Below are 26,128 nucleotides of genomic sequence, written 5' to 3'. Positions count from 1 at the left end.
AAAACCATTAAGCCTGCTATGTCAAAGTACCTGAACAGGCAGGCTAAACGGCAGGGAACACTAGACCTGGAAAAATATTCAGGTTAAATTATTATAAACCCTTATGTTTTAAGCGGTTAGCATGTTGACGGAATAGGGTAATAGGGTCAGTTTCCAGCAAATGATGTAAACCAAATAAGTGATTTATCTGGTCAACATGGTTCATTTGATAATTATCGCGAATAACTTGTCCAAAATGGGAGCTGCAACGACTAACTAAACCATCATTTTTTTCCTTAAATGCTTTTGCTAATAATGAAAGTCCCCAATCAGTTGGATCTAAGACATTAGTCGTAACCTGGGTACCTGACCAAGAATAAAACCGCACACCATCAGCAGTATATTGACCTTCACCACAGCTTGAATTTGGCACACCCGCTGGATAATATTGATTAAATTGACGCATTGTAGGTGTACTGGAGGCACTTAAACTACGGGTGAAATTTTGTATATGTTGTTGCGGATTGCTGGAAAATTTTTCAATAAGGCCTGCCAAGCCATTCATGACACTAGTAAAAACCTTGTGTGCCGTATCGCCAACTGGTTTACTGAGCATAACATCTGCGACGGGGCTGCCTTTATGAGGAGAGCCTATGGTCGTTAATGATTTAATTAATGGCTGTTTCCGATCATAATTGAGATGATACATAGCATAGCGACTAGTAGGACCACCTTGTGAATGGGCAATTAAATTAAATCCTTTTTCGTTGTATAATGCTTGCCAATATTCTAACTGTTCAATTAATTGCTCTCCTCTTGCCTCATTACTATCTAAGGCCGTTAGTTTAGCGACATGCACTCTAGCGCCATCTTTACGCAGAGCTGCTGCAACCCCATACCAATAATCGATACCCAAGGTTTTATCAAAACCGAGCATACCGTGTACTAATACAATGGGATAGCGTGTTTCAGTATAACCCGTATTTTTTTTTGCCATTACATTGCCTATTGGGGCAAGTGATAAAATAGCAGCGCAACTCAATAGTGGAATTATTTTTTTCATTATCATTCCTTATTATTATTTTTTCTTAGTATCTTTAAGCCCAAAATACCAATAACTTCACTGCAAAACAGGCTGCAAAAATAACTGGCACAGGGATTTTAGTACACAAAATAAACCGATAGCTTTGCAGGTGTAGCACTTACCCCCTCCCACAAAGATAGGCTTGTTAATACCTATTAATTGTTCAACTAACAACAGTTAATAGTCTATTCAGTTTGACAATGATAAATAGCGCGTCGAAATAAACAAGAAATCGAGCATAATAGGTGAGAAAAGCAGCTGTGATTATTGTTCATAGTTATTATTATATATTTTATACGCATCACCAAAGATTTTTATTTTTAGTGGCGACACAATTGTTAGTGTTAAAATAGCAATTTGATACTAGTCCATCATAAGTTAATTGACTAGCTAAATTTTTAATACTTTTGGATATACCGAATATTTCACCATTTAGTGAAGAAGTACAACCAGCGTTTTATACTCTTCGCGAATAATTTTTAAGATTTGTTTTCATTACTAGGGGCCTCACTACATAGTCCTTCGCTGTGAATATTTTAATGGCTTGGAGCGGAGCTGTTTTATGCCAAACGCTTACTACTTTTTATCGTTTAACAGACTACTTATTGAGTTAGTTGGTGTAGTAAATAGCGTATCAGGTAATTTCTCAAGGGTTTTTATACGCAGCTGTTCTTGAGCTGAAAACTGCTGATTTAATAGTGTTTTGACAGCAAGTTGAAACTCTGCCTGAGAGTGTTGTTGTGTTGCAATTGCTTGGTAAGCTTGTCGAAACTGTTGTAGTCGTTGTTGCCAATGCATTTTTGTTTGATCCAGGTTAGCTAGTCGAGCAGCGGTAGCTTCACCTACTATTTCAACTCTTGCCGTATGAATAACCTCTTCTGTGGCCCCTTGTTGTTGTAATTCGTCAGTTATTGACTGTAGTTGAGTTTCCTGTAGATCTGGAGTAAATATTGCCTGGAAATCAGTTGCAAGTGATGCATTCAGTTGCTCCAGCGCGGCAGCTTTTTCCTGTGTTGACAGCGTAGTATCACTGTTGATAGATAGACGTTGATTAACCCAATCATTATATTGCTGGTCAAAACCAAAAAATGCATCAACTGTTGCAGGCGAGAAAAATTGCTGTCTAAGGGAGTTGAGCATTACTCGATGCTGTTGAAACAATTGCAACATTGGCTGCTGGTCTACCAAACTATTGGTCAATAACTGCTCATAATCTGCCAGAGCCGTTTTATAATCCAGGTAGCGGCTCAGTAAATACAAAGCTTCCTCTTTGGCAGGTGATGTCAGTTGTTGCTTTATATCAGCTTTAATTCTGACAATTACTTGATCAATACCTTCCTCGCCAAGCACTGATAAAAAATAATCAAACCGCTCTTTCACTGCCTGAGCTGTAATCAAATGACCATTTTCATCCACAGGGAAATAGCCATCAACAGCAGTATGTTGCAAAGAACGGGGAAGACTAGCCTCAGTAAGCGAAGTAGGGGTAGACTGATGTTTTAAAACTGACTTAATTTGAGTATTAGTCACAGAAGAATTAATTTGAGCAGGTGATCTCACGTTCTGTGAAGCAAGGAACGGTTGCTGGAAAGCTGTGGTTTGCCAAATGGTAGCCAGTGTAATAGCAATTATTCCCCAGCCATAATAGCGGTTAAATAGAAAACATCTTTTCATTGTTTATTATTTTTATTGAAGACTGTTGTTTAGCCTAGTCAATACAATGGCTGTTTTGTTTGTCCGAAGAATATAGCATCAGCCTTGTCAATAAAACAATATGTAGTAACTAACAACCTCATTGGTTAATCACCTAAATCTCACAAACACAATTTGACCATATGGACAACTTCCGGAGCATCTGTTATATAATGGTCACTGTTTGCATATGGCTAGAACACCAAAACAAGATAGCTGTATACCAAGAACTGTATACCTATAGTTGTATCAATTGTTAGCTGTATCAATTGTTAGTTGTATCAATTTTGTCAGTTACAGAGGTTGAGAATGCCATCATTTATCTTAGAAATAGCTGGCTGGTTACCCGCAATAGTTTTCCCGGTCGCGACTTTTTTACAGCTTTGGGTGGTGTTGAAAAACCGTAGTGGAGCAGGGGTTAGCAAGACCACCTGGCTACTATTTGGCATTGCTAATATTGGACTTTACATTTACGCAGAGAAATACGACTCCATTCAAAGTATTATTGGTATGCTATTCACTGCAGCGCTAGATTTCTTAATTGTTATCTTTGCTTGGTTATTTGGCAAACAACTAACGGCTCAAGAGCAACAGGCACTGACACCGGAGCTAAGTCGCTAATCCTACAGAGCAATTGCTACGCTAGCAGTATCCTTGGTTAATGGTTTATTTAAGCGACATAACGCTGTCTAACGACCACATTAAATGCTTCGACCACTTTAGGATCAAATAACGAGCCGCTGTTACTATTTATTTCTGTCACGGCTCGTAATAAAGTACGCCTGAAGCTTTTATCGTCACGATGCTCATTAATGACTGTTTCGTAAGTATCTACAACAAATATAATTCGAGCACCAGGGCAAATATCTTCCCCTGATAAGCCTACTGGGTGTCCCGTACCATCAAAGTGGCAGTGGTGCTGCTCTACCATATTAGCCGCTTGCTCCCAGTTAGGAACTCGGCTTAGAACTTCTGCACCAATTCTCACATGATCAAGAAATTGTGCTTGTTCCACCTTAGTATATACGCCTTGTTTATGAAGAATTTGTTTAGGCACAAAGGCCATACCCAAGTCATGTAAATACACTGCAGCAGTTAATTGTTTACTATCAACAGGGCTGTTTAATTCCTGGTTTATTTGCTCGCACAATTTAGCAACTTCAGCGACTCGATCCCGATTAAATAAATTTAAAGCATCCAATTTCACTGCCAAACTATAGAAAAAATCAAGATCACTCAATTTAGTTGGTTGTGGTGGAGGAGCTTCGGCTATAGCTGGTGTTTCAGCAGGTTCTTCGCTTGGTCCTTCAACTTGAGCGCCAGCCAGTTTATTCAAAATTGAATTAACTATGTCTATACGCTCAGTGGTTTCTGCCTCTTTCACTTGAACAATGTAGTCTTCCACATTATCCAGTAACTCTTGGTCTGCTTCTCCTTGATTGAGTAACTGCTGAATTAATAGGTCTATTTTTCCAACAATAACAAGAATAAACTCACCAAACAGTGGTTCATAGGGGTAAAGCTCATCACGAATATCAGAAACAATTTCTTCTAGTTTATGGGTAGCATCAACCAGTGGATCCAAAAACACCATCCGGCAATTCCCTTTCAATGAGTGCATAGACCGGAATAAATCATGAACATCGGAAGAGTCATTATCAGTGTCTAAGCGACCACAGCAGGCTTCTATTTCTTCTATAGTTTCACGAAAGCAGGTGTAGAAGTCATCAATAACTTCTTGGTCAAGTGAGGTAAAGCTATCACAAGTAAAACTGCTCATGGTATTAATTTTATTGACGGTTCATTGGCGGTTGTGACTGTTTGACTCTAGCTTAACTGTAGTTACCGAAGCCGCCCTATGCAACCAATCACCTCATAATAAAACAGGTCAGTTTTTCAATATATACCCTTCGCGAATAATGTTTAGGCTTTGTTGTCATCGCATCTCACCCCAATCACCTATTATTTATAGGCTCATGGGGCTTCGCTGCTCGACGGCCGCCCCTAAAAACCCTACGCTTTGGGTATAAAAGCGTCTTTTTTATAAAACATGACAATTTAATTTCCTTTTTCAATTAAAAAAACCACCCGTAGGTGGTTTTTTTAATTGCATTTTTGGTGAATATTAGGTTAGAACTGCTCTAGCCAACCTTTTCCTAACCACTGAAAAGGATCTCGCCCAGCACCTCTAAAGGGAGTGGAAACCAATACCCGACCCACAGTCATATCTTCACTTTGTCCATTCACTTCAATTAATAACCCATGCTTTGGCAGTTTCCGGCCTGCATCGGGAATATCGTCGTGTACATAGTTAAATAAATCAAAGAAAGTACTGACATTATACAGTTGGCTATCGGTAAGTACCCGGTCATCAATTTCAATTTTTAATGGGGTCTGGTACCAGTTCATGCTAAATGCAGCATCTCTGACTTGATAACGCGTTTCAGCAACCTCATTATCATCCCAACGAACAGGGCTTTGATCAGAGTCAACCACGCCCAGGAAGCCTTCACCTGGATGTATACCGACCCAATTATCGGTATAACTATCATCGACATACCAAACGACTAAGCCTGGATCAAATACCATCAGGTTATCTTTACGGTTAATATGCTTCAAACCCACATCGACACCTGCATGGTTACGCCACTCTAATAAGTAATAGTGATCAGCCATAAGATAACCAGGATCGACAGTAAAGCCAGCTAAGGTAAAGGGTACATCACCTTCAGCATTGTCACTGAATAATAATCTACCACCATCTTTGACTTCGATTTGGTCAATATAAAAGCCCGCTTCAGTGGTACCTGCATCAGTTAAATAGTTGAAGCTAAGACTAATGGATTGGCCAGCAAATTCACGTAAGTCAAATTTAGCATTTACCCAACCATCTGAGTGCCCTGTAATTCCATGGCCATGACCAATTTCATTAGGGTCTTCAAATGTAGTTAGATTACCAGGAACTGGCTTACCATTAACCAACACCCGACCATAGTCGTAATCTTCTTCAATTTGATACCAGGTTTTAAATAATAAAACAGGTGCTTTGGTTTTGGTTAGATCCAACTCAACTGTCATTAGGTTATTCAGATCATCAGCCTTACCACCAAAGTATTCATACTGACCTTCAGCAGGCTTGTTCACCAGCACCTTTTTTTGCGGCAGGTTAATTCGCACCACATCATTATTGGAGCCTTTATCGTTGGCCTGATCTAAATAATAGGCATTTCCCCAAACCGATATATCATCCAGATCAACCTTTTTACCATGTAGCCAGTTGCTCATGGGCATGTTAGCTTGTAAAAATTGTTTTGCCCATGCACTGAAACCAGTGGGCTCTGTGCCGGGAATTAAGCCCGCCCAACTGCCACTGGACATGACAGACCAATAAGAAACAGGCTCTCCTTTACCGGTATAGCGCGTGTCGTATTCATCAGGCAAGCCTAAATCATGACCATATTCATGGGCACATACCCCAGCAGCGGCATCAATCGGTTGAATGGTGTAATCATAGGCAGCCATCATGCCTTCAAAACGATCCACGTCACTGGAGGTACCTGGAATTTTAAAAATCTTACCTAAATTCCAACGATGTGACCAAATAGCATCTTCGCCTAAATCACCACCACCTGCTTCTTCACCTACACTGGAATGGAAAATCATTAAATGATCTACGACTCCATCAGGCTCACGAAAATTACCATCATTATCATAATCGTAACGGTCTTCCTGATCGAACTCACTCAGATCGATATTAGGGTCTTTTGCTGCAGCTTCTAATGCTTCTCTCACGAGTTCTCGCACGAGTGGCTCGTTTTCATTATCCCCATAATAGCGAGCAGACTCTTTAGCCATATACCAGCCAGCTACGTTACCTTTAACACTATAACTGCCGCCTGATTGCTGCTCATAAAATTGGCGCATGGAAATTAAGTTTTTACCATTAGGGCCTGTATAACCAGTACCAGAAAACAATAACCGCTGATAATGGTCCCCGGTATAGTCCTCATAATACATATCAGTATCTTCAGGGCCTACGTCATTATGTTTATAGTCAGGAAATTCTACCAAAACCGCTAATACTTTATCGGTGCGAGTGCCCCCTTTATATTGCTCCAATTGAATAGAATGTAAGTTTTTGCTTGGGAAGTGTTGGTGAAAATCCTTAAAGTCAAATACCTGCAGATGATGCTTTTGCTGTTTTTGTAATTGTGCTGCCTGTTGTGCTAGCTCTCCAGATTGAGCAGTATGCTGCGCTTGTCGTTGTTGTAAATAGTTTTTTAAAACAGCTTTTGCTTCTTGGTTAGTGGCTGTTTGATCGATTTTACCCGATTTTTTTAACATGCTAATGAGCTTCTCCTCATTAGCTAGCGGCATATCAAATGGTTGGCCATTGTCAAAGGGCGCGGCAAAACTCAACGAGCTAGCCAATAGCGTGCCTACTGCCGAAGCAGCAAATACTCGCTTATAAGACACGTTAAAACCTCCTAATGTGTTTTTATTGTATATCGGTGGGATCGGGTATACCGCAGATTATTTAGGGCTTGAGTAGTCTCAAGTCAGGATTTTTCTTATGCTGTTATACCCTTTGCGGTTAGTAATACCACAGTTTAAACAGTCGCTTTAACCGACCTGTTAGGTTATAGCAAAATAAAGATATAAAACTCAAGCAAAAAGTAACACGAATTTACATTAGTTAACTATTGTCGGGCAATTGTAATCAATTATTTCTATATATTTATATTATTTGCTCTTACGGTAAGGAGTTACTTGATTTGATTAAAAGTAGCCTTCGTCAATTAACCTAAAGTAGTAAAGCTCTCTACAAAAAAAACTATTTTTTTTAAAAATAGTTTAAAAAGAAAGCTATTGTGACTATTTAGTCGTATTTTTATTTTAGATAATTGAAATTTAGAAAAAAATAAAGCAGCCTCAAAGGATGCTTTATTTTACGACGGTTTTTAAGTACTCAGATTACTATTTATAATGACTGTTGCTGAATCTCTTGCTGATTTTGTTGGGCTGTATTATCGTCTAACCCATAACTGACTCTAATCGCCGCTGCACTCATATCTTCTGCTTGATCAATGACTTCAATCAATAGTCCATACTTTGGTAAAATACGACCAGCATCAGGTATTTCTTTATTCATATAATCAAATAAGTCAAAGAAGGTAGCCGTATTATAAAGCTGATGATCTTGTAATGTATAACCATCACTTGAGGTCAGATTCAGTGGTGACTGCTGCCATGTTAAACTAAGGGCTGCATCTCTCATTTGAAAACGAGTAGAAGCCACTTGTGCATCAGACTCTTTTTCCCAGCGTAATACAGATTGGTCAGCATCCACGACACCTAAAAAGCCTTCACCTGGATGTACGCCTACCCAGTTATTTGTGTATTTATCATTAGCAAACCAAACCACTAACCCAGGGTCGTAAGTCATTAATTCACGATTGAAATTAATATGCTTTAAGCCTTGGTCAACTCCTTCATGATTACGCCATTCAAGTAAATAGTATTGATCAGCCATAAAGTAACCAGGGTCTACTGCAAAACCCTGCATAGTAAAGACACTGTCACCCTCAGCATTGTCCTCCAGTAGCAGCTGGTCATTATCAATGATGGTAATATCGTCCACATAAAAACCAGCTTCAGAAGTGCCTACATCAGTCAAATAGTTAAAGCTTAAGGTTATTTTATGGCCTCTGAATTTGGATAAATCAAAACTAACATCCACCCAGCCATCAGAGTTTCCAGTAATGCCCCAGCCATGGCCAATCTCATGAGGATCTTCATGAGTCGTTAAATTACCAGGAATAGGGGTGCCATTAACCAAGATCCTCGCATAATCATAATCCTGCTCGATTTGATACCAGGCTTTAAACTCCAGCACAGGGGCCTGAGCGGTAGTTAAATCCAGCTCAATACTCATTAGCTGATTTAATTCATCCCCACGACCACTGAAATATTCTTTTTCCCCTTGATAGGGTTGATTAACCACGACTTTTTCAGGAGGGAGATTTACCCTTACTACATCAAGATACTCCGCTTTCTCATTAGCCTGGTCTAATAAAAAGGTTAAACCACGACGGTTGAGTTCATCCATGTTAACACTAGTACCAGATAGCCAATTACCTCCTAAATTCGCTTGTAAATACTGTCGTGCCCAAGGGCTAAACCCAGTAGGCTCTGTACCTCTGATTTTACCGCCATGGCTACCACTGGACATAATTGACCAGTAAGCAATGGGCTCACCTTTGCTATCACGATGGGTGTCGTATTCATCAGGTAAACCTAAGTCATGGGCATATTCATGGGCACATACCCCAGCAGCGGCATCAATGGGTTGAATAGTGTAATCATAGGCAGACATTTCAGAGCCAGGGATTTTATAAACCTGACGTAAATTCGAACGATGTGACCAAATAGCATTTTCCCCTAAATCACCACCGCCACTTTCTTGCCCCACACTGGAGTGAAAGACCATCAAATGATCAATGATGCCATCGGGCTCACGTAAATCACCATCATTGTCATAGTCATAGCGATCTTCTTGGTCAAATTGGGTTAAATCAATGTTAGGGTCTTGAGCAGCAGCGGCAAGCGCTTCTCTAACCAAGTCAGGTACTTTAGGATCAGGGCGGCCTTCACCATAATATTTAGCGGGATTTTTGGCCATATACCAACCAACGACTTGGCCATCAACACTATAACTGTTGCCTGATTGCTGCTCATAATATTGACGCATGGAAATCAGTTTTTCTTGGTTTGGTCCAGAATAACCTGAATCAGAAAATAACAGTCGGGTGTAATGGGGAATATTATAATCAGGATAATAGCGCTCAGTATCCTCAGGACCTACTTCATTATGTTTATAGTCTGGAAACTCAATTAATAATGCCAACACTTTATCTTGAGTTTTTTTACCTTGATATTGTTGGGTTTGTTGTTGGTTATTTAATTGTCCTGGGTAAGTAGGCAATTGCCCGGTTTGTTGATACTGAAATTGCTGAGCTTGTTTTAACCGTTGCTTATGACGTGTTAATGCCTGTCGATCCAATTCACCAGGTATCATTTGCAAGGTTTTTGATTTTGTTTCTTTTAAATAAGCTAGTACAGCTTTTGATGCTTCTGCGGGGCTTGCATCCTGATTTAAACGCCCGGTTTTTTTTAATAGTTTAGTGATACCCACTTCGTCAGCAATCGCTAAGTCGGCAGTGGAGTGAGGCAGTGTAGGGCTAGCAGCACAAGCAGCCCCCACCATTAGACTACTCGCTAATAGTGAAATAGACGACAGTCTGAACATTCAAGCTCCTTATTTATTGTTATTCATTATTAGGAATTTATACCCTTCAATGGGCTTTTTATGGGAAGGGAACAGCACACAACACCCTGTTGCTTACAACGGTTTTGTTATTTCATGACCATAAGCAGCGCTTTGCTGAGAGTGTCATTACGTTGTTTTAAATAAGCTGACGCTAAAAGTAAATAAAAAGGAATCGTTAAATACGACTATATAGTCTGAATGTAAATTTTGAAGTTCAGTTATTTAACGGTGAAGGTTGGGTTATTAGCTTTGGTACTGGGTAAACATTTGGGGCCAGGTCTGCATTACGATACTCCTAAATACGAAAGAATAAGTGGTAAAGTAAGACTTGACCCCACAGGGAAACTACGGTGATTTTTTAGGCGGTTTATTTTTTCTGGCTTGATTTAATTTAGCTCTTTTTTCTAAGTACTGCTGTATCGCTTGTTGTATATCTTCCTTGCTAGCATCGGGTGATATTTTGCCGGATTTTTTTAACATCTCGACTATCCGGTCATCTTGAACCACAACTGGAGAAGACCCTGCAGGACTTGTTTTGGCAGCTGCCGCTGGTACAGGGGGGTCACCTGCATAACTGGTTGCGATGAAACTGATCAAGATAATACTGGTTAAAATAGTTTTCATGCTTCGCTCTTTTTATTATACCCTCACCCCAACCCTCTCCCAGAGGGAGAGGGGGCTAATATGCGACAACTTCCCGCAGGGGATCTCTGCTCTAGAGTTTCGCAAAAAGCTAGCGGATACGGAGTGAAATCACACTTAATGTTTCATTAGACCCAAACAACACTACACAAGTTTCTTACTGGCTAAAAGTTTATTCTGGCACTTGATACCGAACATTAATTATCCAGTAAGTTTGTTCACCTTCGGGTGTGTTTACAACCACTTCATCATCCAATTGTTTTCCCAACAACGCACGAGCTAAAGGGGCATCCATACTAATTAGCCCTTGTTTTAAATCAAACTCATCAGGACCAACTATTCGATAGGTGAATGCTTCACCTGCTTCATTTTCTAATTGTACCCAGGCACCAAAATAGACTTTACTGGTATCGCTGGGTAATTGATCAACAACCACCAGTTTATCGAGCCGTTTTCTTAAATAGCGTACCCGGCGATCAATTTCACGCAGTTGCTTTTTACCATAGATGTATTCCGCATTTTCAGAGCGGTCACCTAAGGCGGCAGCCTCACTTACAGCTTGAGTGACTTGAGGGCGTTTAACTCGCCACAAATAGTCCAACTCCTCCTTTAACCGGGCATGGCCAGCAGGTGTAATATAATGATTGCTTGGCGGCTGAGGAGGGCGATAACGACTCATAATGTATATCCTGTAGCCAAACTTATCTGTTGTATTTATACCCTTTGTGAGTTTATGGGAATTTGACACTCAATAGCCATCCCTAAAAACCCTACACTTTGGGTATTGTATTCGTTTAAAACCGTTGACACTTGTTAAAAAAATGTATTCAACGAAACCTAATTAGTGTATCTTACAGGCCTTTTTTGCAGGATCGAAGTAGCCACTGTGAAACGCTATAAACAATCCATTTTATCCGATTACTTTATAGTGCAGGATTTAAACAATAACGTGAAGCATCTCATGGAGGCTAACTATGATATAGAAGCCTCGATGGATCGCACCCTGTGCACTGAAGTATTACAACATTCACGTTATGTGGATGTGCTCACTGGTGCTCAGATCGGGAAGGTTTGCCCTATTTGTAAGGCCATTTTAGATCGCCGAATTAGTAACATGCCACGCAGTAAGTCAGCCTCTAGTCGAAAAATCGACCAGGAAGAGGCATTAGAGCCACAACAACTGGCATTTGACTTTTAAACTCATTTCCTTTGACCGGCTCACTTTTTATCAACTGAACTAGACAAATCACGCAGCTATCTATAGCCCAGCTATTTAGTCAAATAGATGGGCTAGCGGCTTTGCTATATATTGTTACTCTGCACTGGTTGGTGAAGGACAGCGCTTTTCTAACACACCTTTTAGCTTATTTCTCATTTCAAGAATAATATTTTCGGTGGTTGACCAATCAATGCAGGCATCGGTCACTGAGACACCATATTGCATGTCATCAGAAATTTTCTGATTTCCCCAACCAATATTACTCTCCACCATCAAGCCAATAATGGACTTATTACCTTCAATAATCTGATTGGCCACATTATCCAGTACCAACGGTTGTAATGCTGGGTCCTTATTAGAGTTGGCATGACTACAATCGATCATAATATTGGCCGGTAGTTGATGGCTCAGTAACTCTTGCTCACACAGTGCTACATTGACTGAGTCATAGTTAGGTCGACCATTTCCACCCCGAAGCACGACATGCCCATAAGGGTTACCTTTAGTGTGAATAATAGCCACCTGCCCCTGGCGATTAATTCCTAGAAAACGGTGTGGGCTGGAAACAGATTCCAGCGCATTAATAGCCACTGTTAAACTGCCATCAGTACCATTTTTGAAGCCTACGGCAGACGACAACCCACTCGCCATTTCCCGGTGGGTCTGCGACTCTGTGGTACGCGCACCGATGGCCGACCAGCTAATCAAATCTTGTAAGTACTGTGGTGAAATAGGGTCTAATGCTTCTGTTGCGGTGGGTAAACCTATTTCTGCAATATCTAACAACAGTTGCCGACCAATGCGTAGGCCATCTTGAATTTTAAACGAGTCATTTAAATAAGGGTCGTTAATGAGTCCTTTCCAACCGGTTGTTGTTCTTGGTTTTTCAAAATACACACGCATCACAATATAAAGGGTATCTTGTACAGCTTCTGCCAGTTTTTTTAGGCGAGCAGCATAGTCCTTAGCCGCTTCTACATCATGGATAGAGCAGGGGCCGACAACAATAAACAGTCGGTGGTCCTTCCCATCCAGAATGTTTTGGATAGTTTCACGGCCTTTAGAGACAACATGAGCAGCTTGCTCAGTCAGTGCTATTGACTGCTTGAGCTCTTCCGGGGTAACCAGTAGATCTTGAGACTCTACATTCAGGTTATCAATGATAATGTCCGACATTTTAATTCCTACTAAATACAAACTACCCGCTAAGCGGGTAACAAGAACCTTATTTGTGATTGCGTATGTTGATGTAGCTTTATAATTCACTCCTCAACAGTTTCTATTGTAAGAGAAGTTGCAAGAAAATCAGCTGTTTGACAAAAATAATTTGTTATGAGACAGATAAATTCTGTTTATCAGCACATTTGTTAGTCAATTTTGACAGTGTTTATGATTGTCTACTGCACTTGTTAGTTATTTGATAGGGAGGATCTTAAAAAAAGTTCGCCATCAGTTGTTGAAAACGACTTTCTCAATCACTATGTAAATAAACACAATGGAATGTTGATAGAGAGTTTCATTGCTATTTTGTATCGATTCTTTGTCGCTATTTGGAAAACAGCTTATGAGAATGCTGGCTATTTTAAGTGTAAATATCTTACTCACGATTATCTACTACAGCCCATTAGCCTTGGGAGCCATTCCTAGTGTTGACGCTTCAGGAAAGCCTTATCCCTCTCTAGCGCCGATGCTAAAACAGGTGAATCCAGCAGTAGTCAATATTGCAACTTATTCTACCCTGCAGTATCGGTACAACCCGCTATTAAATGACCCCTTTTTCCGACATTTTTTTGATATTCCTGACCAGAAACAGTATCGTCAACAGCCCAAAAAACAACAGCAGAGCGCTGGCTCCGGGGTGATTGTCAATGCCCAAAAAGGGGTTGTATTAACCAATTACCATGTGGTTAAAGATGCTGATGAAGTACAGGTATCCTTAATTGATGGCCGCAGCTATCAAGCTAAAGTCATTGGCTCAGATCCTGATTTGGATATCGCTGTACTAAAAATAGACGCCCGTAATTTAACTGAAGTAGTCATGACAGACTCCAATAATCTGGAAGTGGGTGATTTTGTTGTTGCGATTGGCAACCCATTTGGTTTGGGTCAAACCGTAACGACAGGTGTGGTCAGTGCATTAGGTCGAAGTGGCTTAGGAATCGAGGGCTATGAAAACTTTATTCAAACCGATGCTTCCATTAATCCTGGCAACTCTGGTGGTGCCCTGGTTAATTTGAAAGGCGAACTAGTCGGGATAAATACCGCTATTATTGCCCCAGCGGGTGGTAATGTAGGTATTGGTTTTGCTATCCCGATTAACATGGCAAAAGCCAGTATGATGCAAATTATCAAACATGGCGAAGTGAGACGAGGCCAAATTGGCGTTGGTATACAGGATATAACTCCAGGCTTGCGGGAAGCCTTTAACTTAGCCAATGGTCAGTTGGGCGTATTAATTACCCATGTGACAAAGGGCTCGCCAGCCGAAACAGCAGGGCTCAAGTCTGGTGATGTTATTTTAGCCGTGGATGGTGAAACTACCTCATCAACGGGGCAACTCCGTAGCCAGCTAGGTATTAAATCCATTGGCGATCAAGTAAAACTCATGATTTTACGCGAAGGTAAGCAAAAAAATGTAGCCGTTACTGTAGCCAGCCCAGAAGGGCTTACTGTCAGCAGTGGCCAACTGCACCCCTTGCTTGCAGGTGCTCAGTTTAAAAACAACCCTGATGGTGAAGGTATTCTTGTGGCATCCTTAATACCTAACTCTGCAGCTGCCTATAGTGGTTTAAGGCCAGGGGATATTATTATTGGGGCTAATAAACAACGAATTTTTAGTCTTGAATCTTTTCATCGGGCACTGCAAAAAAGCCAGTCTTCGGTTTTATTATATATTAACCGGAATGGTGCAGCCCTGTACTTAGTCATTCGGTAACAAACAGGGCGGAGGAACATGAAGCCATTTGCCATCCTAAACGTGCCTCCAGAGTCTGGTAAAACAGTGACTCTGGGGCTTCATTAATGCTCTTCAGTAGCAAGTTAGCGAACCAGACTTTTAACGGCTCATTTGGGCAGCTACATCCTTGTCCAGAGTTAACGTCCTAGAAAATACTGAAAAGCCAACTACATTAATAAGCAGCATGACGCCTGAAATAGAATACAAGAGTGCTATTCCGACTTCTGGGCCAACACCAATAAACTGACCGAAGTTTACAGCAAGCAGTCCATCCTCACTCATCAAAGGGATAAATACATAATCAGCTAGCGGTCCTGCTATCAGTAGTGCTAGCGGGTAAGCTAAATTCACTATGAGCTCTTGAATACCCAACACACGTCCCTGGATATGTTTTGGCACCATGACTTGCCAAATGACTTGATAATCACTACTGATAATAACGACTAAAGCGGTTAAGATAAACACCATGATGCTAATTAACGTCACGGATAAATGAGGGGCGCTAAAAAAACCAATACTCATCATTAGTACTACGCCCAGCATTGAAAAGTTAATAAACATCATTAATACACGTTTGTTGAGACCACCCCAAACTCCCATAATTAAACTGCCCGAAATGGTTCCAATACCTGCGATAGCAAGTATATTGCCTAGATGGGTTAAGTCGGTAAAACTAAGAATTAGCGGTGTAAATAGAGCCTGAATAACCCCTATAAAAAAACTAGCGATAGTGAAAAATGATACTAACTGTAATAGTCGAGTGTTTTGTTTTAGATAGTTTACACCATACAAAAAATGCTGTTTCCAAGTAGCAAACGAATTAATTTTTTGCTCATCATTATTTTGACTTGGTTTTTCTCTTCCATCGGCATCACCTAAAAAATTAGCTAAGACGACAGATAAAACGATCGCAAGAATAAATGTAATAATATCGATAATAAATATGAGCTCTAAATCAAATTTACCTAATAAAAAAGCTGCCGCCGCAGGTACAACAACTTGAATAATACCAAACAAACCACGCACTACACCTTGTGCTCGACCTAAGTGCACTTTGGGTACTAAAACAGGAATAAGCACTTTAAAAACCTGATAAACCAGGCCATTAAATATAGCACCGACTGCAACTAAAATAATTAAGGCCCATAGCCATAGTGTATTAGAAAAGAAAAGTATGAGTAATAGTAATGAGCAAACCCCTGCCACTAAGTGACCAATAATCATTAACTTAACCCGAGGGTATTTATCGATTATTGTTCCAAATAAAGGTGATAGTATGAGTTGTGGCGCTAGGGTGACAAACCCAATTAACCCATAAGTGGTTGCAGACTGGTACTTTTGGTATACCCACTGACCTAAAGCAAAATCTGTCAAATTAGTGCCTAAGATTGATGGTATGGTTGCAACGAGTAACCAAATAAAATATTTACTATTTGATTTTTCTGTTTGCTCATAACTTTCTTCTGCTGAAGAAAAATGCTCATTTACCTGTGACGACAACGTTATTTTCCTTTAAGTCGAAAGCAATGCATTAGCAATAAAAATATGCAAGTGATCTTTGTAGTTGTAAGGCTTAGATAAACCCTACAATTACTGTCAATTAAACAAAATAGAACATTAAATAAGCTCAACTTCTTGTTTTTTCACAGCTAGTTGATTTGCATTTAAACACGTTTGTTCTATAAGATGAGACATTTCATCCAAACAAGCATATTGGTAGATCTCTGAAATGTTGAGCTGTACTTCAAAGGTATGCTTAATCAAAGATAGCAATGGTAATATGAATAATGAGCTTCCGCCTAAATCAAAGAAGTTGCTCTTAGGTCCAATAGTATTTGCCTCATTTAACGATAATAACTCGCACCATAGATTAGCTAACATTTGCTCAATATGGGTTAAACAGCTTTCCATGTTTGACTGAGCAAGTTGATCGGAGCCTACGGTGGATTGATAGTCAGGCTTTAACAATAAGGTCTTAAGTTGATTGATACTCTCTTGATTTACGACAAGTAAGTCGTTAACGCGAGTGGTCTTTTTATCAACAATAACAGATAACAGTTGCTTGATACTCTCAGCTATCGTTTTCATTACCTCTAGTGAAAGCTGTGGCGCAGCATATTTTAGTCTGAACTCTAACGCTTCTTCGGGAAAAACCACTACTGATAACGGATAATGGAAATCATCTGTTCCTGAAGTAGGGCCCATTGCTAATTGTTGCTGTTGCGTTTCGCTATGACTAGCATTGTTGCTAGAAGGGTAGTTTTCAAAGACTAACAGCGTATCAAACAAATCACTGCTTGTTTTTACCTCACTCCAACTGGCGATATCAGACAATGGGGCATAGCAGTATTCATCATGGTTAAGCTGAGAGGTATGCAATGCTTGTAACCACGTTTGAGTGTTAGTGCCTTGAGTGGGCAATTGAATGCGCAAAGGCAGGCTATTTATAAATAAACCAATGATTTGTTCCACATGAGGGATTGCTGCCGGTCTACCTGAACGTGTACTACCAATGACAACATCTGTTTTATTCAAGTATTGTCCCAATATAATTCCAATAACACCTTGAATAAGGGTATTTAACGTAACCTGGCAATCACTGGCAAAGCGATTAAGTGCTAAAGTGAGTGTCTTAGATAAGGTAAACACATGCTCTTTGAATTGAACTGGTAGATCTTTGTTATTAGCAACCAGCAGTGTGGGTTGATTAAAGCCTGAAAAGTACTGTGTCCAATAACCCTTCGCTTGCTCTCGGCTTTGTTGTTGCAACCAGGCAATATAATTACGATAAGGTGTCACTTGAGGACTATTTAAGGCGAGGGCTTTCCCATTAGAAAAATGTTGATAAACATTAAATAATTGATTAAAAATTAAATGCAAGCACCAGCCATCAATCAGTGCGTGATGTTTTGTCCAAATAAACCGGTATTGATTATCGGCTTCCTTTATTAATACAAAACGCATTAAGGGTGCCTGCTCAAACGACAAGTCGGTGATTCGCTCTTGTTTCAATAAATCCTTTAATGCTGCTTGCTGTTCCCGCCCAGAAAGATGGCACCAGTCTAACTCTCGCCATGATAAATCAACGTTTTTTTGAATCAGCTGTAAGGGCGTTGTTGTATTAAGATGAACAAAAGCGGTACGAAAAATAGCCTGTCTTGCCACTACATATTCCCAGCTTTGCTTAAAAAAAGCAGGCGTTAGGTTTGATAATTGAATGCATAACTGCGGCATATAAACGCCAAGCCCAGGTAGCTTTTCACTTTCAAATAGTAAACCTTGTTGCATTTTAGTGCAGTCATATAAGTCCTCAAACTCTCCATAATGCTTGACAAGTTTATCAAGCGATTGTTGACTGATAGTTGCTAAAGGAAAGTCACTAGGCGTATAACTTCGTGTGGCTTGTTGGCAGTGATTAATTATTTGCTGTAAGTATTTAATATATTGTGTTGCTAATTGTTCAATTGCCGTCAGTTCAAACTGATCTTGGTTATAGTCAAAAGACACGGCTAACCGATTATCAATCACCTCACAGGTCACCCCTAGCAGATAAGCTCTCTGTCGGTTAAGGCTAATACAGTCTCCCACGCCGTCAAATGTCCATTGGTGGTTCGCTTGTTCACTGGCTGCTTGATCAAATTGCCCTAAGTAATTAAATACAATGTCAGTATTGGTTGGCGTAGCTGATAGGTGCTGCAAACTCAAATAACGGATGATGCCATAACCAATCCCCCGATTAGGAACAGCACGGAGCTGTTCTTTAACAGCTTTTATTTGGTCGCCTAAATGATTACTCAGTGATTTTGTTAAACAAACGGGATAGATAGAAGTAAACCAACCAACCGTTTCAGTAAGGTCAACATCATTAAATAGTGATTCACGGCCATGTCCTTCAAGGTCTAAGCGTATGCTTTGACCAGCTGTCCATCCAGTGATACTTAACAATAGGGCTGTTAACAATAAGTCATTAATTTGTGTATTATAAGCAAAGTGACTTTTTTTAAGTAAGTCAATTGTCGTACTTTCATCAAGCGCCTCTACAACGACACGAGTGGTCAAATAACGATTATCTTTTACCGCCTTAACGGGTAAAGACGTGACTGCTGTTGAACAGGCTGCTTGCCAATAAGCTTGCTCAGCGGCTAATGCATCTGAGAGGCTATAGTTCACTAGCTGTTGACCCCATGCCTGGTAACTCGTGGTTTTTGCTCCTAAGTTAATTGTTTGGTTTGCATGAGTCATGGTTAATGCTGTTTGGAAATCAGCTAAGAGTATTCGCCAAGATACACCATCAACAATTAAATGATGCATTATCCAGAGTAATTGATCCGGAGTGCCCTTAGGCGTTTTAAACCATACCCAACGGCACAAAGGCGTCTGCGTTATATCAAATATCCGTTGAATATGATTTGCCTGCTGTTGCAGTTCAGCGACATAGTTTTCTTGAGTAAAATGCGTTAAGTCATTCTCTATAATTGATTGAGCAATATCTTCACTGGAAATATCATGATAGCTTGCTTCCCAACTTGCGCCAGACTGTTTAAAGCTTAGTCTAAATACATCATGACGCGCATATAGGGCTGATAGTATAGCCAACAACTGTTGTTTATTGGTGTTATCAGATAACCTAACCATCACAGCTTGATTGAAATGGTGTAAGTCTGTTTGATCACCCGCCAAAAAGTAGTGTTGAATAGGCAGCAAGGGCTGGGTTCCCATGACGGCTTGCTGTTGCGCTTTTTCTACCATGTTTTTGGTGAAACCTACTTGGTTGGCAAGGTTAGCAATACATTGATGCTCAAAAATCTGGCGAGTGGTTAACTTGATACCTGCCTTAAGTGCCATCGATGCTACCTGGATAGCCAAAATAGAGTCTCCACCAATCGTAAAGAAGTTGTCGTATATGCCTATTTGTTTAATATTTAAAACCGTTTGCCATACCTTGACTAGGGTGGTTTCAAGCTCGGTCTTAGGTGGTGTATAATTTTCAGATGGTTGTTGATAACTTGGTTCAGGCAGGGCTTTTCGATCAACTTTGCCATTCACATTCATTGGAAACTGCTCAAGCCTAGAATAGGCTGCTGGCAACATATACTCTGGTAACTGTGCCGCTAAGTGATTATGTAAGCTTATTAACAAAGCGGCTTTATCTAAAGGAACTTGATGCGTTGTAAAGTAAGCCACCAGTCGTTTTGTTAGCTGAGCATCTTCTTTTACAACCACGAGTGCTTCATTGACTTCAGGGTGAGTCGCTAAACGTGATTCAATTTCACCGAGTTCAATGCGGAAACCGCGAATTTTTACTTGATAATCCACACGGTCTACAAACTCAATTCGACCATCAGCTAAACGACGCACTAAATCACCCGTTCGGTAGGCTCGTTTTTCTGCTGAAGGATCAACAGGATCTGGGATAAACTTGTCGTCAGTTAATGCCGGACGGTTTAAATAACCTCGACCAACCCCTTGACCACCAATATATAACTCACCTGTTACGCCAATGGGAGTAGGGTTGAGATCATGATCTACAATATATGCCTTAATACCAGGTAGTGACTCCCCGATCGTTAGCTGACGAGTTGCAGGATGGTAAGAGTCAATGGTTGAACAGATGGTTGTTTCCGTTGGCCCATAAGCATTATAAAAGTAGCGATCAATAGACCACTCATCGGCAAGGGTTTGAGAACAACGGTCACCTCCCACTATTAACGTGGTTACTGATAGCCAGTCTTTTTTATCAAGTGCTGCTAGTAGGGCAGGGGGCAGCAATGCATGGGTAATATGATGATGGCGAACCGCTGCTGATAAGCATTCCGCTGACTGAATCACGGCTTGTGGGAATAAGTAGAGGCCTGCTCCAGACGTCAGAGCCATTGTCCATTCCCACGTAGCAGCATCAAAGCTAAATGATGCAAACTGCAATACACGACTGTTTTCGGTTAACTTAAAAACAACCTGCTGAGCCGCCATTAAATTAAGTAAACCACCATGCTCTAACATTGCCCCTTTGGGTTGGCCAGTGGAGCCGGAGGTATAAATCACATAAGCCAGGTCATTGGGTTGAACATGAACAAAAGGATTATTTTCATGTTGCTGTGAAAGTTGTTCGGCGATATTGTTCAGACAAATAATGTTATCATCGACATTAGGCAATACAGATGTCAGTGAACTTTCAGTTAATAATAGGCGAGGCTGACTATCATTTAACATAAAAGCCAAGCGTGCTTCAGGACTAAATGGGTCTAAAGGAATATAGGCAGCACCTGCTTTTAAAATACCAAGGGTTGCTACAATTAGCTCAATAGAACGGTGCAAACAGAGACCGACTAACTCACCAGGTTTGATACCTTGTTCTAGTAGATAGTAGGCTAACTGATTGGCGCGCTTATTTAACTCAGTATAAGTCAGTTGCTGATTATTAAAAACCACCGCAATATTATTTGGCGTCTTCGTCACTTGATTTTCAAATAACTGATGAATTGACGAATCAGTCAATAATGCTATAGGTGGCTTATTCCACTGATGTAAAAGCTGATGCTCTTGCTGTGGAGTTAATAATTTCAGCTGAGACAAACGGGCATTGGGGCTCGAAACAATGCTCTGTAAAAGTGTTTCATAACTTCTAGCTAAGCGTTTAATTGTTGAGTCAATAAATAGATCGGTGTTGTACTCCCAGGCAAGCTTAAACCCTTGACTACTTTCTTCAATATTTAGTGTTAAATCAAATTTCGCAACGGTTGCAGGGACATTAACTGAAGACACCGTTAAATTTGGTAATTCAATTGGTGGCTCCTCATTATTTTGTAATGCAATGACCACCTGAAATAAAGGGTGATGATTTAATTTGCGAGTCGGTTGTAAAGTCTCGACTAACTGTTCAAAGGGCAGCTGTTGATGAGCATAAGCCCCCAAGGCTCGCTCACGGCATTGGGTTAACAAGTCGGTAAAAATGGGGTTATCGGTTAAATCAGCTCGCAACACTAGGGTATTCACAAAAAAACCTATCAGCGGGGCCACTTCTGGCTGCTCCCGATTAGCCACTGGAGTACCCACCACAATATCGGTTTCACCACTGTAGCGACTGAGTATGATGGCAAAGGCTGCATGCAAGCCCATAAATAAGGTGGCATCTTGCTGTAAACACAAGGCTTTAAAGGGCAGGCTGATATCCGCTGCAATGGTTTGTTGATAAACAGCGCCTTGAAAGGTTTGTACCGCCGGACGTGGTTTATCCAAGGGCAAGCTGTGAACTTCTGGGAGACCTTCTAGTTGTGTTTGCCAATAACCTAGCTGGCGCATCAACTCCTCACCCTGTAAGTAGTTGCGCTGCCACTGAGCATAATCCGCATATTGAATGGCCAGTGCCGGTAATGGATTGGGTAATCCTTGATGGTAAGCGGTATACAGCTGATTTAACTCATTGATCAACAGGGACATGGACCAACCATCGGCGGCTACATGATGCAAGGTGATGAGCAACAAGTGAACCTCTGGCGCAAGCTGAATTAACTGAGCCCGTAGCATCAGGTCTTGGCTTAAATCAAAGGGTTGTTCAGCTTCAGCCTGAATCAACACCTCTAGCCTGTTTGTCTGCTCGGTAGTCGCTATGCCTAAATGACTTAGGTCTGTAACGGGTAAGTTGATTGTGTTAGGGGCCGGTTGAATAGACTGATAAGCCTGGCCATTCTCCGTGTGTAGTTGGGTCCTCAGGCTCTCATGACGAGCTAGGATAGTGGTCAGTGCCTGGGCTAACGCTGCTCGGTTCAACTCCCCTGATAGATGTAGCGCTTCCGGCATATTGTAATGCGCACTGCTTCCCTCCATTTGGTCAATAAACCATAGCCGTTGCTGGGCAAAAGACAGGGGTAGCTGTTCCGTTCGAGGCGCAACAGGAATAGTCAGTGGGCTGGTGCTTTGTGGCATCTGATCAATCAACTGAGCCAGTGCGCTAAGGGTTGGATGGGTAAACAGCTGTTTTATTGTCAAGGTTGTACCTAAGGTTTCTGCCAACAATGCACTCAGCCGAATGGCTAACAACGAGTGCCCGCCAAGTTGGAAGAAATTATCATCAACCCCCACAGGTTCCTCGCGTTGCAATACCTGCTGCCATAAGCTAGCCAGTGTTACCTCTGTGCTAGTTCTGGGTGCAACAAACTTATTTGCTTTGCTACTGTAGCTAGGTGCAGGCAGGGCTTTACGATCTACCTTACCATTACGGGTTAAGGGCAGTGCTGCAACCTCTACCACCGCTGCAGGCACCATATAATCTGGAAGCTTTTGTTTCAGTACTTGCAGCAGACTTTCCTCACTGCACGAGACCTGGTTACCTTCGGCCACCACATAAGCCACCAGCTGCTGAATGCCAGGTTGGTCTTCTCGTAATACCGTTACCCCCTCTTTCACAACAGGGTGAGTGAGCAGTTGAGCGGTAATTTCCCCTAACTCAATACGAAACCCTCGTAGCTTTACTTGTTGATCAACTCTTCCCACAAAGGCTAGGGCGCCGTCTGGCAGCCAGCGGACCAAGTCCCCTGTTCGATAGAGGCGATCAGCACTGTTATTACGAAAAGGGTGAGGGATAAAACGTTCTGTGGTAAGCGCTGGTTGATTTAAATAGCCTCGTGCTAAGCCAGCACCACCCGTGTATAACTCACCCACAACACCTGATGGAACTGGTTGCTGATGTTTATCCAACACGTACACTTCTGTTTGGTTTATCGGAAAGCCAATGGGTACTGGGCGGTCACTGGACCAGTCGGCAGGAATGGGGTAGCAACAGGTAAAAGTGGTGTTTTCAGTAGGGCCATAACCATTGATCAAATTGGCGGCGGGGTATTGCTGATAAAACCGCACGACAGAGGCCGGTGAGACCACATCGCCACCGGTTAACAAGTAGCGTAGTGAAGGCAGAGGGGTGGTGCTTAGGGCCGCAAACTGATCAAAGAGTCCAGCTGTTAGCCAGAGGATATTCACCTGATACTGGTGAATAACCTCCTTCAGCTGGGGGATATCCATCGTATCAAAGGGATATAAAACCAACTGGCCTCCATTGAGTAAAGGCCCCCACACTTCCAGAGTAGTGGCATCAAATACAACCGATGCGGCTTGCAACATGACTGTCGCTTGGCTTAGAGGGACCACCGGGTTATTGCAGACCAGACGCATCACTCCCATATGGGGAACCTGCACCCCTTTGGGTTGACCAGTTGAGCCAGAGGTGTAGTTGATATATGCCAAGTGGCTGGAAGTAAGCGACTGCTGTTTTGGGTTCGTCACTGGATAGTTGCTTAACTGGGCCATTACCGCAGGTGCATCCAGACATAACACGGACTGCCCTGACAATGGCAGCTGGTCTTGCAGCGGTTGCTGAGTGATGAGGTAGGTCACTGCACAGTCAGTCAACATGTACTGTAAACGGGCTTCTGGGTAGTGTGGGTCCAACGGCAGGTAGGCGCCCCCAGCTTTGAGAATAGCTAGCATGGTGATCACCATGTCGATTGAGCGCTCAAGGCAAAAGCCAACGACAGTATCAGGCACAACGCCTTGCTCAATTAAGTAGTGGGCTAGCTGATTGGCCTGCTGATTCAGCATCTCGTAGCTAAGTGAACGGGCCTGATGGTAAACGGCAATGGCGGTGGGGGTACTCGCACACTGTGCTTCAAAGCAGCTGGCAATACAGTCTGTTTGTGCCACCGGGTGGTGAGGCATGGCCCAGGTGTTGGTCAATTGCAGATACTCTGCCTCTGTTAACAGAGTGAGCTGGGAGGTAGGTACTGCTGGAGCCGTCAAAACAGCGTTCAGTAATTGGGTAAAGTGTTGTGCAAGCTGCATAATGGTAGCAGCTGTAAATAAGTCAGTATTGTACTCCCAGTCAAGTGTGAGCCCTGATGCGTTTTCCTCTACCGTTAGGGTTAAATCAAACTTGGCAATATTCCACTCTTCAGGGAGCGAAGTAATGTTTAATCCCGGTAAGTCTAGCGTGCCTTCTTCATGATTTTGCAGGACTAACATTACCTGGAACAACGGGTGATGGCTTATGTCACGAGCAGGCTGAAGTTCCTCTACCAGCTGCTCAAAGGGTACTTGCTGGTGTGCATAGGCATCTAATGCGGTTTTCCGGCACTGAGCTAAGAGCGCTGTGAAACTTGGGTCTGAAGATAAATCAGCTCGAAGCACCACCGTGTTGACAAAGAAGCCAATCAGTGGTGCTAATGCTGAGTTATCTCGATTAGCTACAGGGGTGCCAACAACAATATCAGCTTCTCCACTGTAACGGTTCAGCAACATCGCAAACACAGTATGAAGCCCCATAAACAAAGTCGCTTCATTGTGTTGGCAATAGCCCTTTAGGCCTTCACAAGTAGCCTGGCTAATGTGAGATTGAATGACCTGTCCCTGATAGCGTTGCTCCGCTGGCCGAGAATAGTCCAAGGGCAGTGCATGAAGTGCGGGTAAACGCCTTAGTTGCGCTTTCCAGTAATTAAGTAACTGGGGTAGCCGATCAGATAGGTATTTTCTTTGCCACAACGCATAATCGGCATATTGGATGGGAAGAGGGCTTAACGGGCTGTTACGACCCGAGTAGTACGCTTGGTAAAGTTGACTGACCTCTTCCGTTAACACCCCAAAAGACCAACCATCGGAAGCAATATGGTGCATGGTGAGCAGTAAAATAGCTTTATTTTCGGCGAGCTGCAGCAGCTTACCCCTTAACATCAGATCTTGTTTCAGGTCAAATGGCTGCTCAGCTTCTTGCTGGCGATAATGCGCAATCGCATCCACTTGTTGTGCTTCAGTCATCTCACTGAGATCTACCATAGGCAAGGAAAACTGGGCTGGCGCTGGCTGTATGTGCTGGTAAGCCTGCCCCTGCTGACTCTTGAAAACTGTCCGTAAGCTCTCATGGCGGCAAATCACAGTGGTCAATGCCGCTACCAACCAATCGTAGCTGAGCGCTCCCTCCAGCTGTAAGGCTAAAGGCATGTTGTAATGACTGTTTGAGTCCTCAAGTTGATCGACGAACCACAGTCGTTGCTGGGCAAATGACAACGGAAGTGGCTCATCGGTCTGATTGCGAGGTGTAATAATCTCACTTTTTATTTGTTGCTGTTTTTTCTTTGCCAGCAGCTTTTTCACCAGCGCTTGTTTTTCTGGTGAAAGCTGATCAAGTTTACTTTTTGCAATGGCTGATTTTTTTGTTTGTTTACCTGAGTACATTGAGAAAAT

13 protein-coding genes are annotated in these 26,128 nt (G+C 41.9%); 3 read left to right on the top strand and 10 right to left on the bottom strand.

Annotated features, from left to right (window positions below):
- Positions 1 to 91: 91 nt before the first annotated feature.
- Positions 92 to 1,042 (bottom strand): esterase/lipase family protein, encoded by a 951-nt coding sequence (locus OQE68_RS25700; RefSeq protein WP_180570809.1) that lies wholly within the window; start codon positions 1,040 to 1,042, stop codon positions 92 to 94.
- Positions 1,043 to 1,639: 597 nt separating this feature from the next.
- On the bottom strand, positions 1,640 to 2,737 hold the full coding sequence (locus OQE68_RS25695) for a lipase secretion chaperone (protein ID WP_180570808.1): 1,098 nt from the start codon (positions 2,735 to 2,737) through the stop codon (positions 1,640 to 1,642).
- A 327-nt stretch (positions 2,738 to 3,064) separates the two neighbouring features.
- On the opposite strand from OQE68_RS25695, the gene OQE68_RS25690 reads away from it, so the two are divergent.
- Complete coding sequence (locus tag OQE68_RS25690; protein WP_180570807.1) at positions 3,065 to 3,376, top strand: hypothetical protein; 312 nt, start codon at positions 3,065 to 3,067, stop codon at positions 3,374 to 3,376.
- A 49-nt stretch (positions 3,377 to 3,425) separates the two neighbouring features.
- Here OQE68_RS25690 and OQE68_RS25685 read toward each other — a convergent pair whose 3' ends face one another.
- The 5 genes from OQE68_RS25685 to greB form a co-directional block, all read right to left on the bottom strand.
- A complete protein-coding gene (locus tag OQE68_RS25685; RefSeq protein WP_180570806.1) occupies positions 3,426 to 4,535 on the bottom strand; it encodes an HD domain-containing phosphohydrolase in 1,110 nt (369 codons plus the stop codon).
- A 350-nt stretch (positions 4,536 to 4,885) separates the two neighbouring features.
- A complete protein-coding gene (locus OQE68_RS25680; RefSeq protein WP_266195819.1) occupies positions 4,886 to 7,231 on the bottom strand; it encodes an immune inhibitor A domain-containing protein in 2,346 nt (781 codons plus the stop codon).
- 505 nt (positions 7,232 to 7,736) lie between these two features.
- The gene (locus tag OQE68_RS25675) at positions 7,737 to 10,064 is read right to left on the bottom strand and encodes an immune inhibitor A domain-containing protein (protein ID WP_180570805.1); all 2,328 of its coding nucleotides are present in this window, start codon (positions 10,062 to 10,064) and stop codon (positions 7,737 to 7,739) included.
- Positions 10,065 to 10,430: 366 nt separating this feature from the next.
- On the bottom strand, positions 10,431 to 10,709 hold the full coding sequence (locus tag OQE68_RS25670) for a hypothetical protein (RefSeq protein ID WP_180570804.1): 279 nt from the start codon (positions 10,707 to 10,709) through the stop codon (positions 10,431 to 10,433).
- A 190-nt stretch (positions 10,710 to 10,899) separates the two neighbouring features.
- Positions 10,900 to 11,406 (bottom strand): transcription elongation factor GreB, encoded by a 507-nt coding sequence (gene greB / locus OQE68_RS25665; protein WP_180570803.1) that lies wholly within the window; start codon positions 11,404 to 11,406, stop codon positions 10,900 to 10,902.
- A 207-nt stretch (positions 11,407 to 11,613) separates the two neighbouring features.
- Here greB and OQE68_RS25660 point away from each other — a divergent pair, with 207 nt between their 5' ends.
- Positions 11,614 to 11,925 (top strand): hypothetical protein, encoded by a 312-nt coding sequence (locus OQE68_RS25660; protein WP_180570802.1) that lies wholly within the window; start codon positions 11,614 to 11,616, stop codon positions 11,923 to 11,925.
- A 114-nt stretch (positions 11,926 to 12,039) separates the two neighbouring features.
- Here the strand turns inward: OQE68_RS25660 and OQE68_RS25655 are convergent, their stop codons facing one another.
- Positions 12,040 to 13,122 (bottom strand): 3-deoxy-7-phosphoheptulonate synthase, encoded by a 1,083-nt coding sequence (locus tag OQE68_RS25655; protein WP_180570801.1) that lies wholly within the window; start codon positions 13,120 to 13,122, stop codon positions 12,040 to 12,042.
- Between the two features lie 388 nt (positions 13,123 to 13,510).
- Here OQE68_RS25655 and OQE68_RS25650 point away from each other — a divergent pair, with 388 nt between their 5' ends.
- Positions 13,511 to 14,881, top strand: a complete 1,371-nt coding sequence (locus tag OQE68_RS25650; RefSeq protein ID WP_219340183.1) for a DegQ family serine endoprotease — start codon at positions 13,511 to 13,513, stop codon at positions 14,879 to 14,881.
- A gap of 120 nt (positions 14,882 to 15,001) precedes the next feature.
- Here the strand turns inward: OQE68_RS25650 and OQE68_RS25645 are convergent, their stop codons facing one another.
- Both OQE68_RS25645 and OQE68_RS25640 read right to left on the bottom strand, forming a co-directional pair.
- Positions 15,002 to 16,402: an MFS transporter gene (locus OQE68_RS25645; protein WP_180570800.1), complete on the bottom strand. Its 1,401-nt coding sequence runs from the start codon at positions 16,400 to 16,402 to the stop codon at positions 15,002 to 15,004.
- A 117-nt stretch (positions 16,403 to 16,519) separates the two neighbouring features.
- Positions 16,520 to 26,119, bottom strand: a complete 9,600-nt coding sequence (locus OQE68_RS25640) for a non-ribosomal peptide synthetase (RefSeq protein WP_180570799.1) — start codon at positions 26,117 to 26,119, stop codon at positions 16,520 to 16,522.
- Positions 26,120 to 26,128: the final 9 nt, after the last annotated feature.

Origin of the sequence: Spartinivicinus marinus (assembly GCF_026309355.1) — a bacterium.
Classification (GTDB): Bacteria; Pseudomonadota; Gammaproteobacteria; order Pseudomonadales; family Zooshikellaceae; genus Spartinivicinus; species Spartinivicinus marinus.
This window is presented reverse-complemented; position numbering and strand designations above follow the sequence as displayed.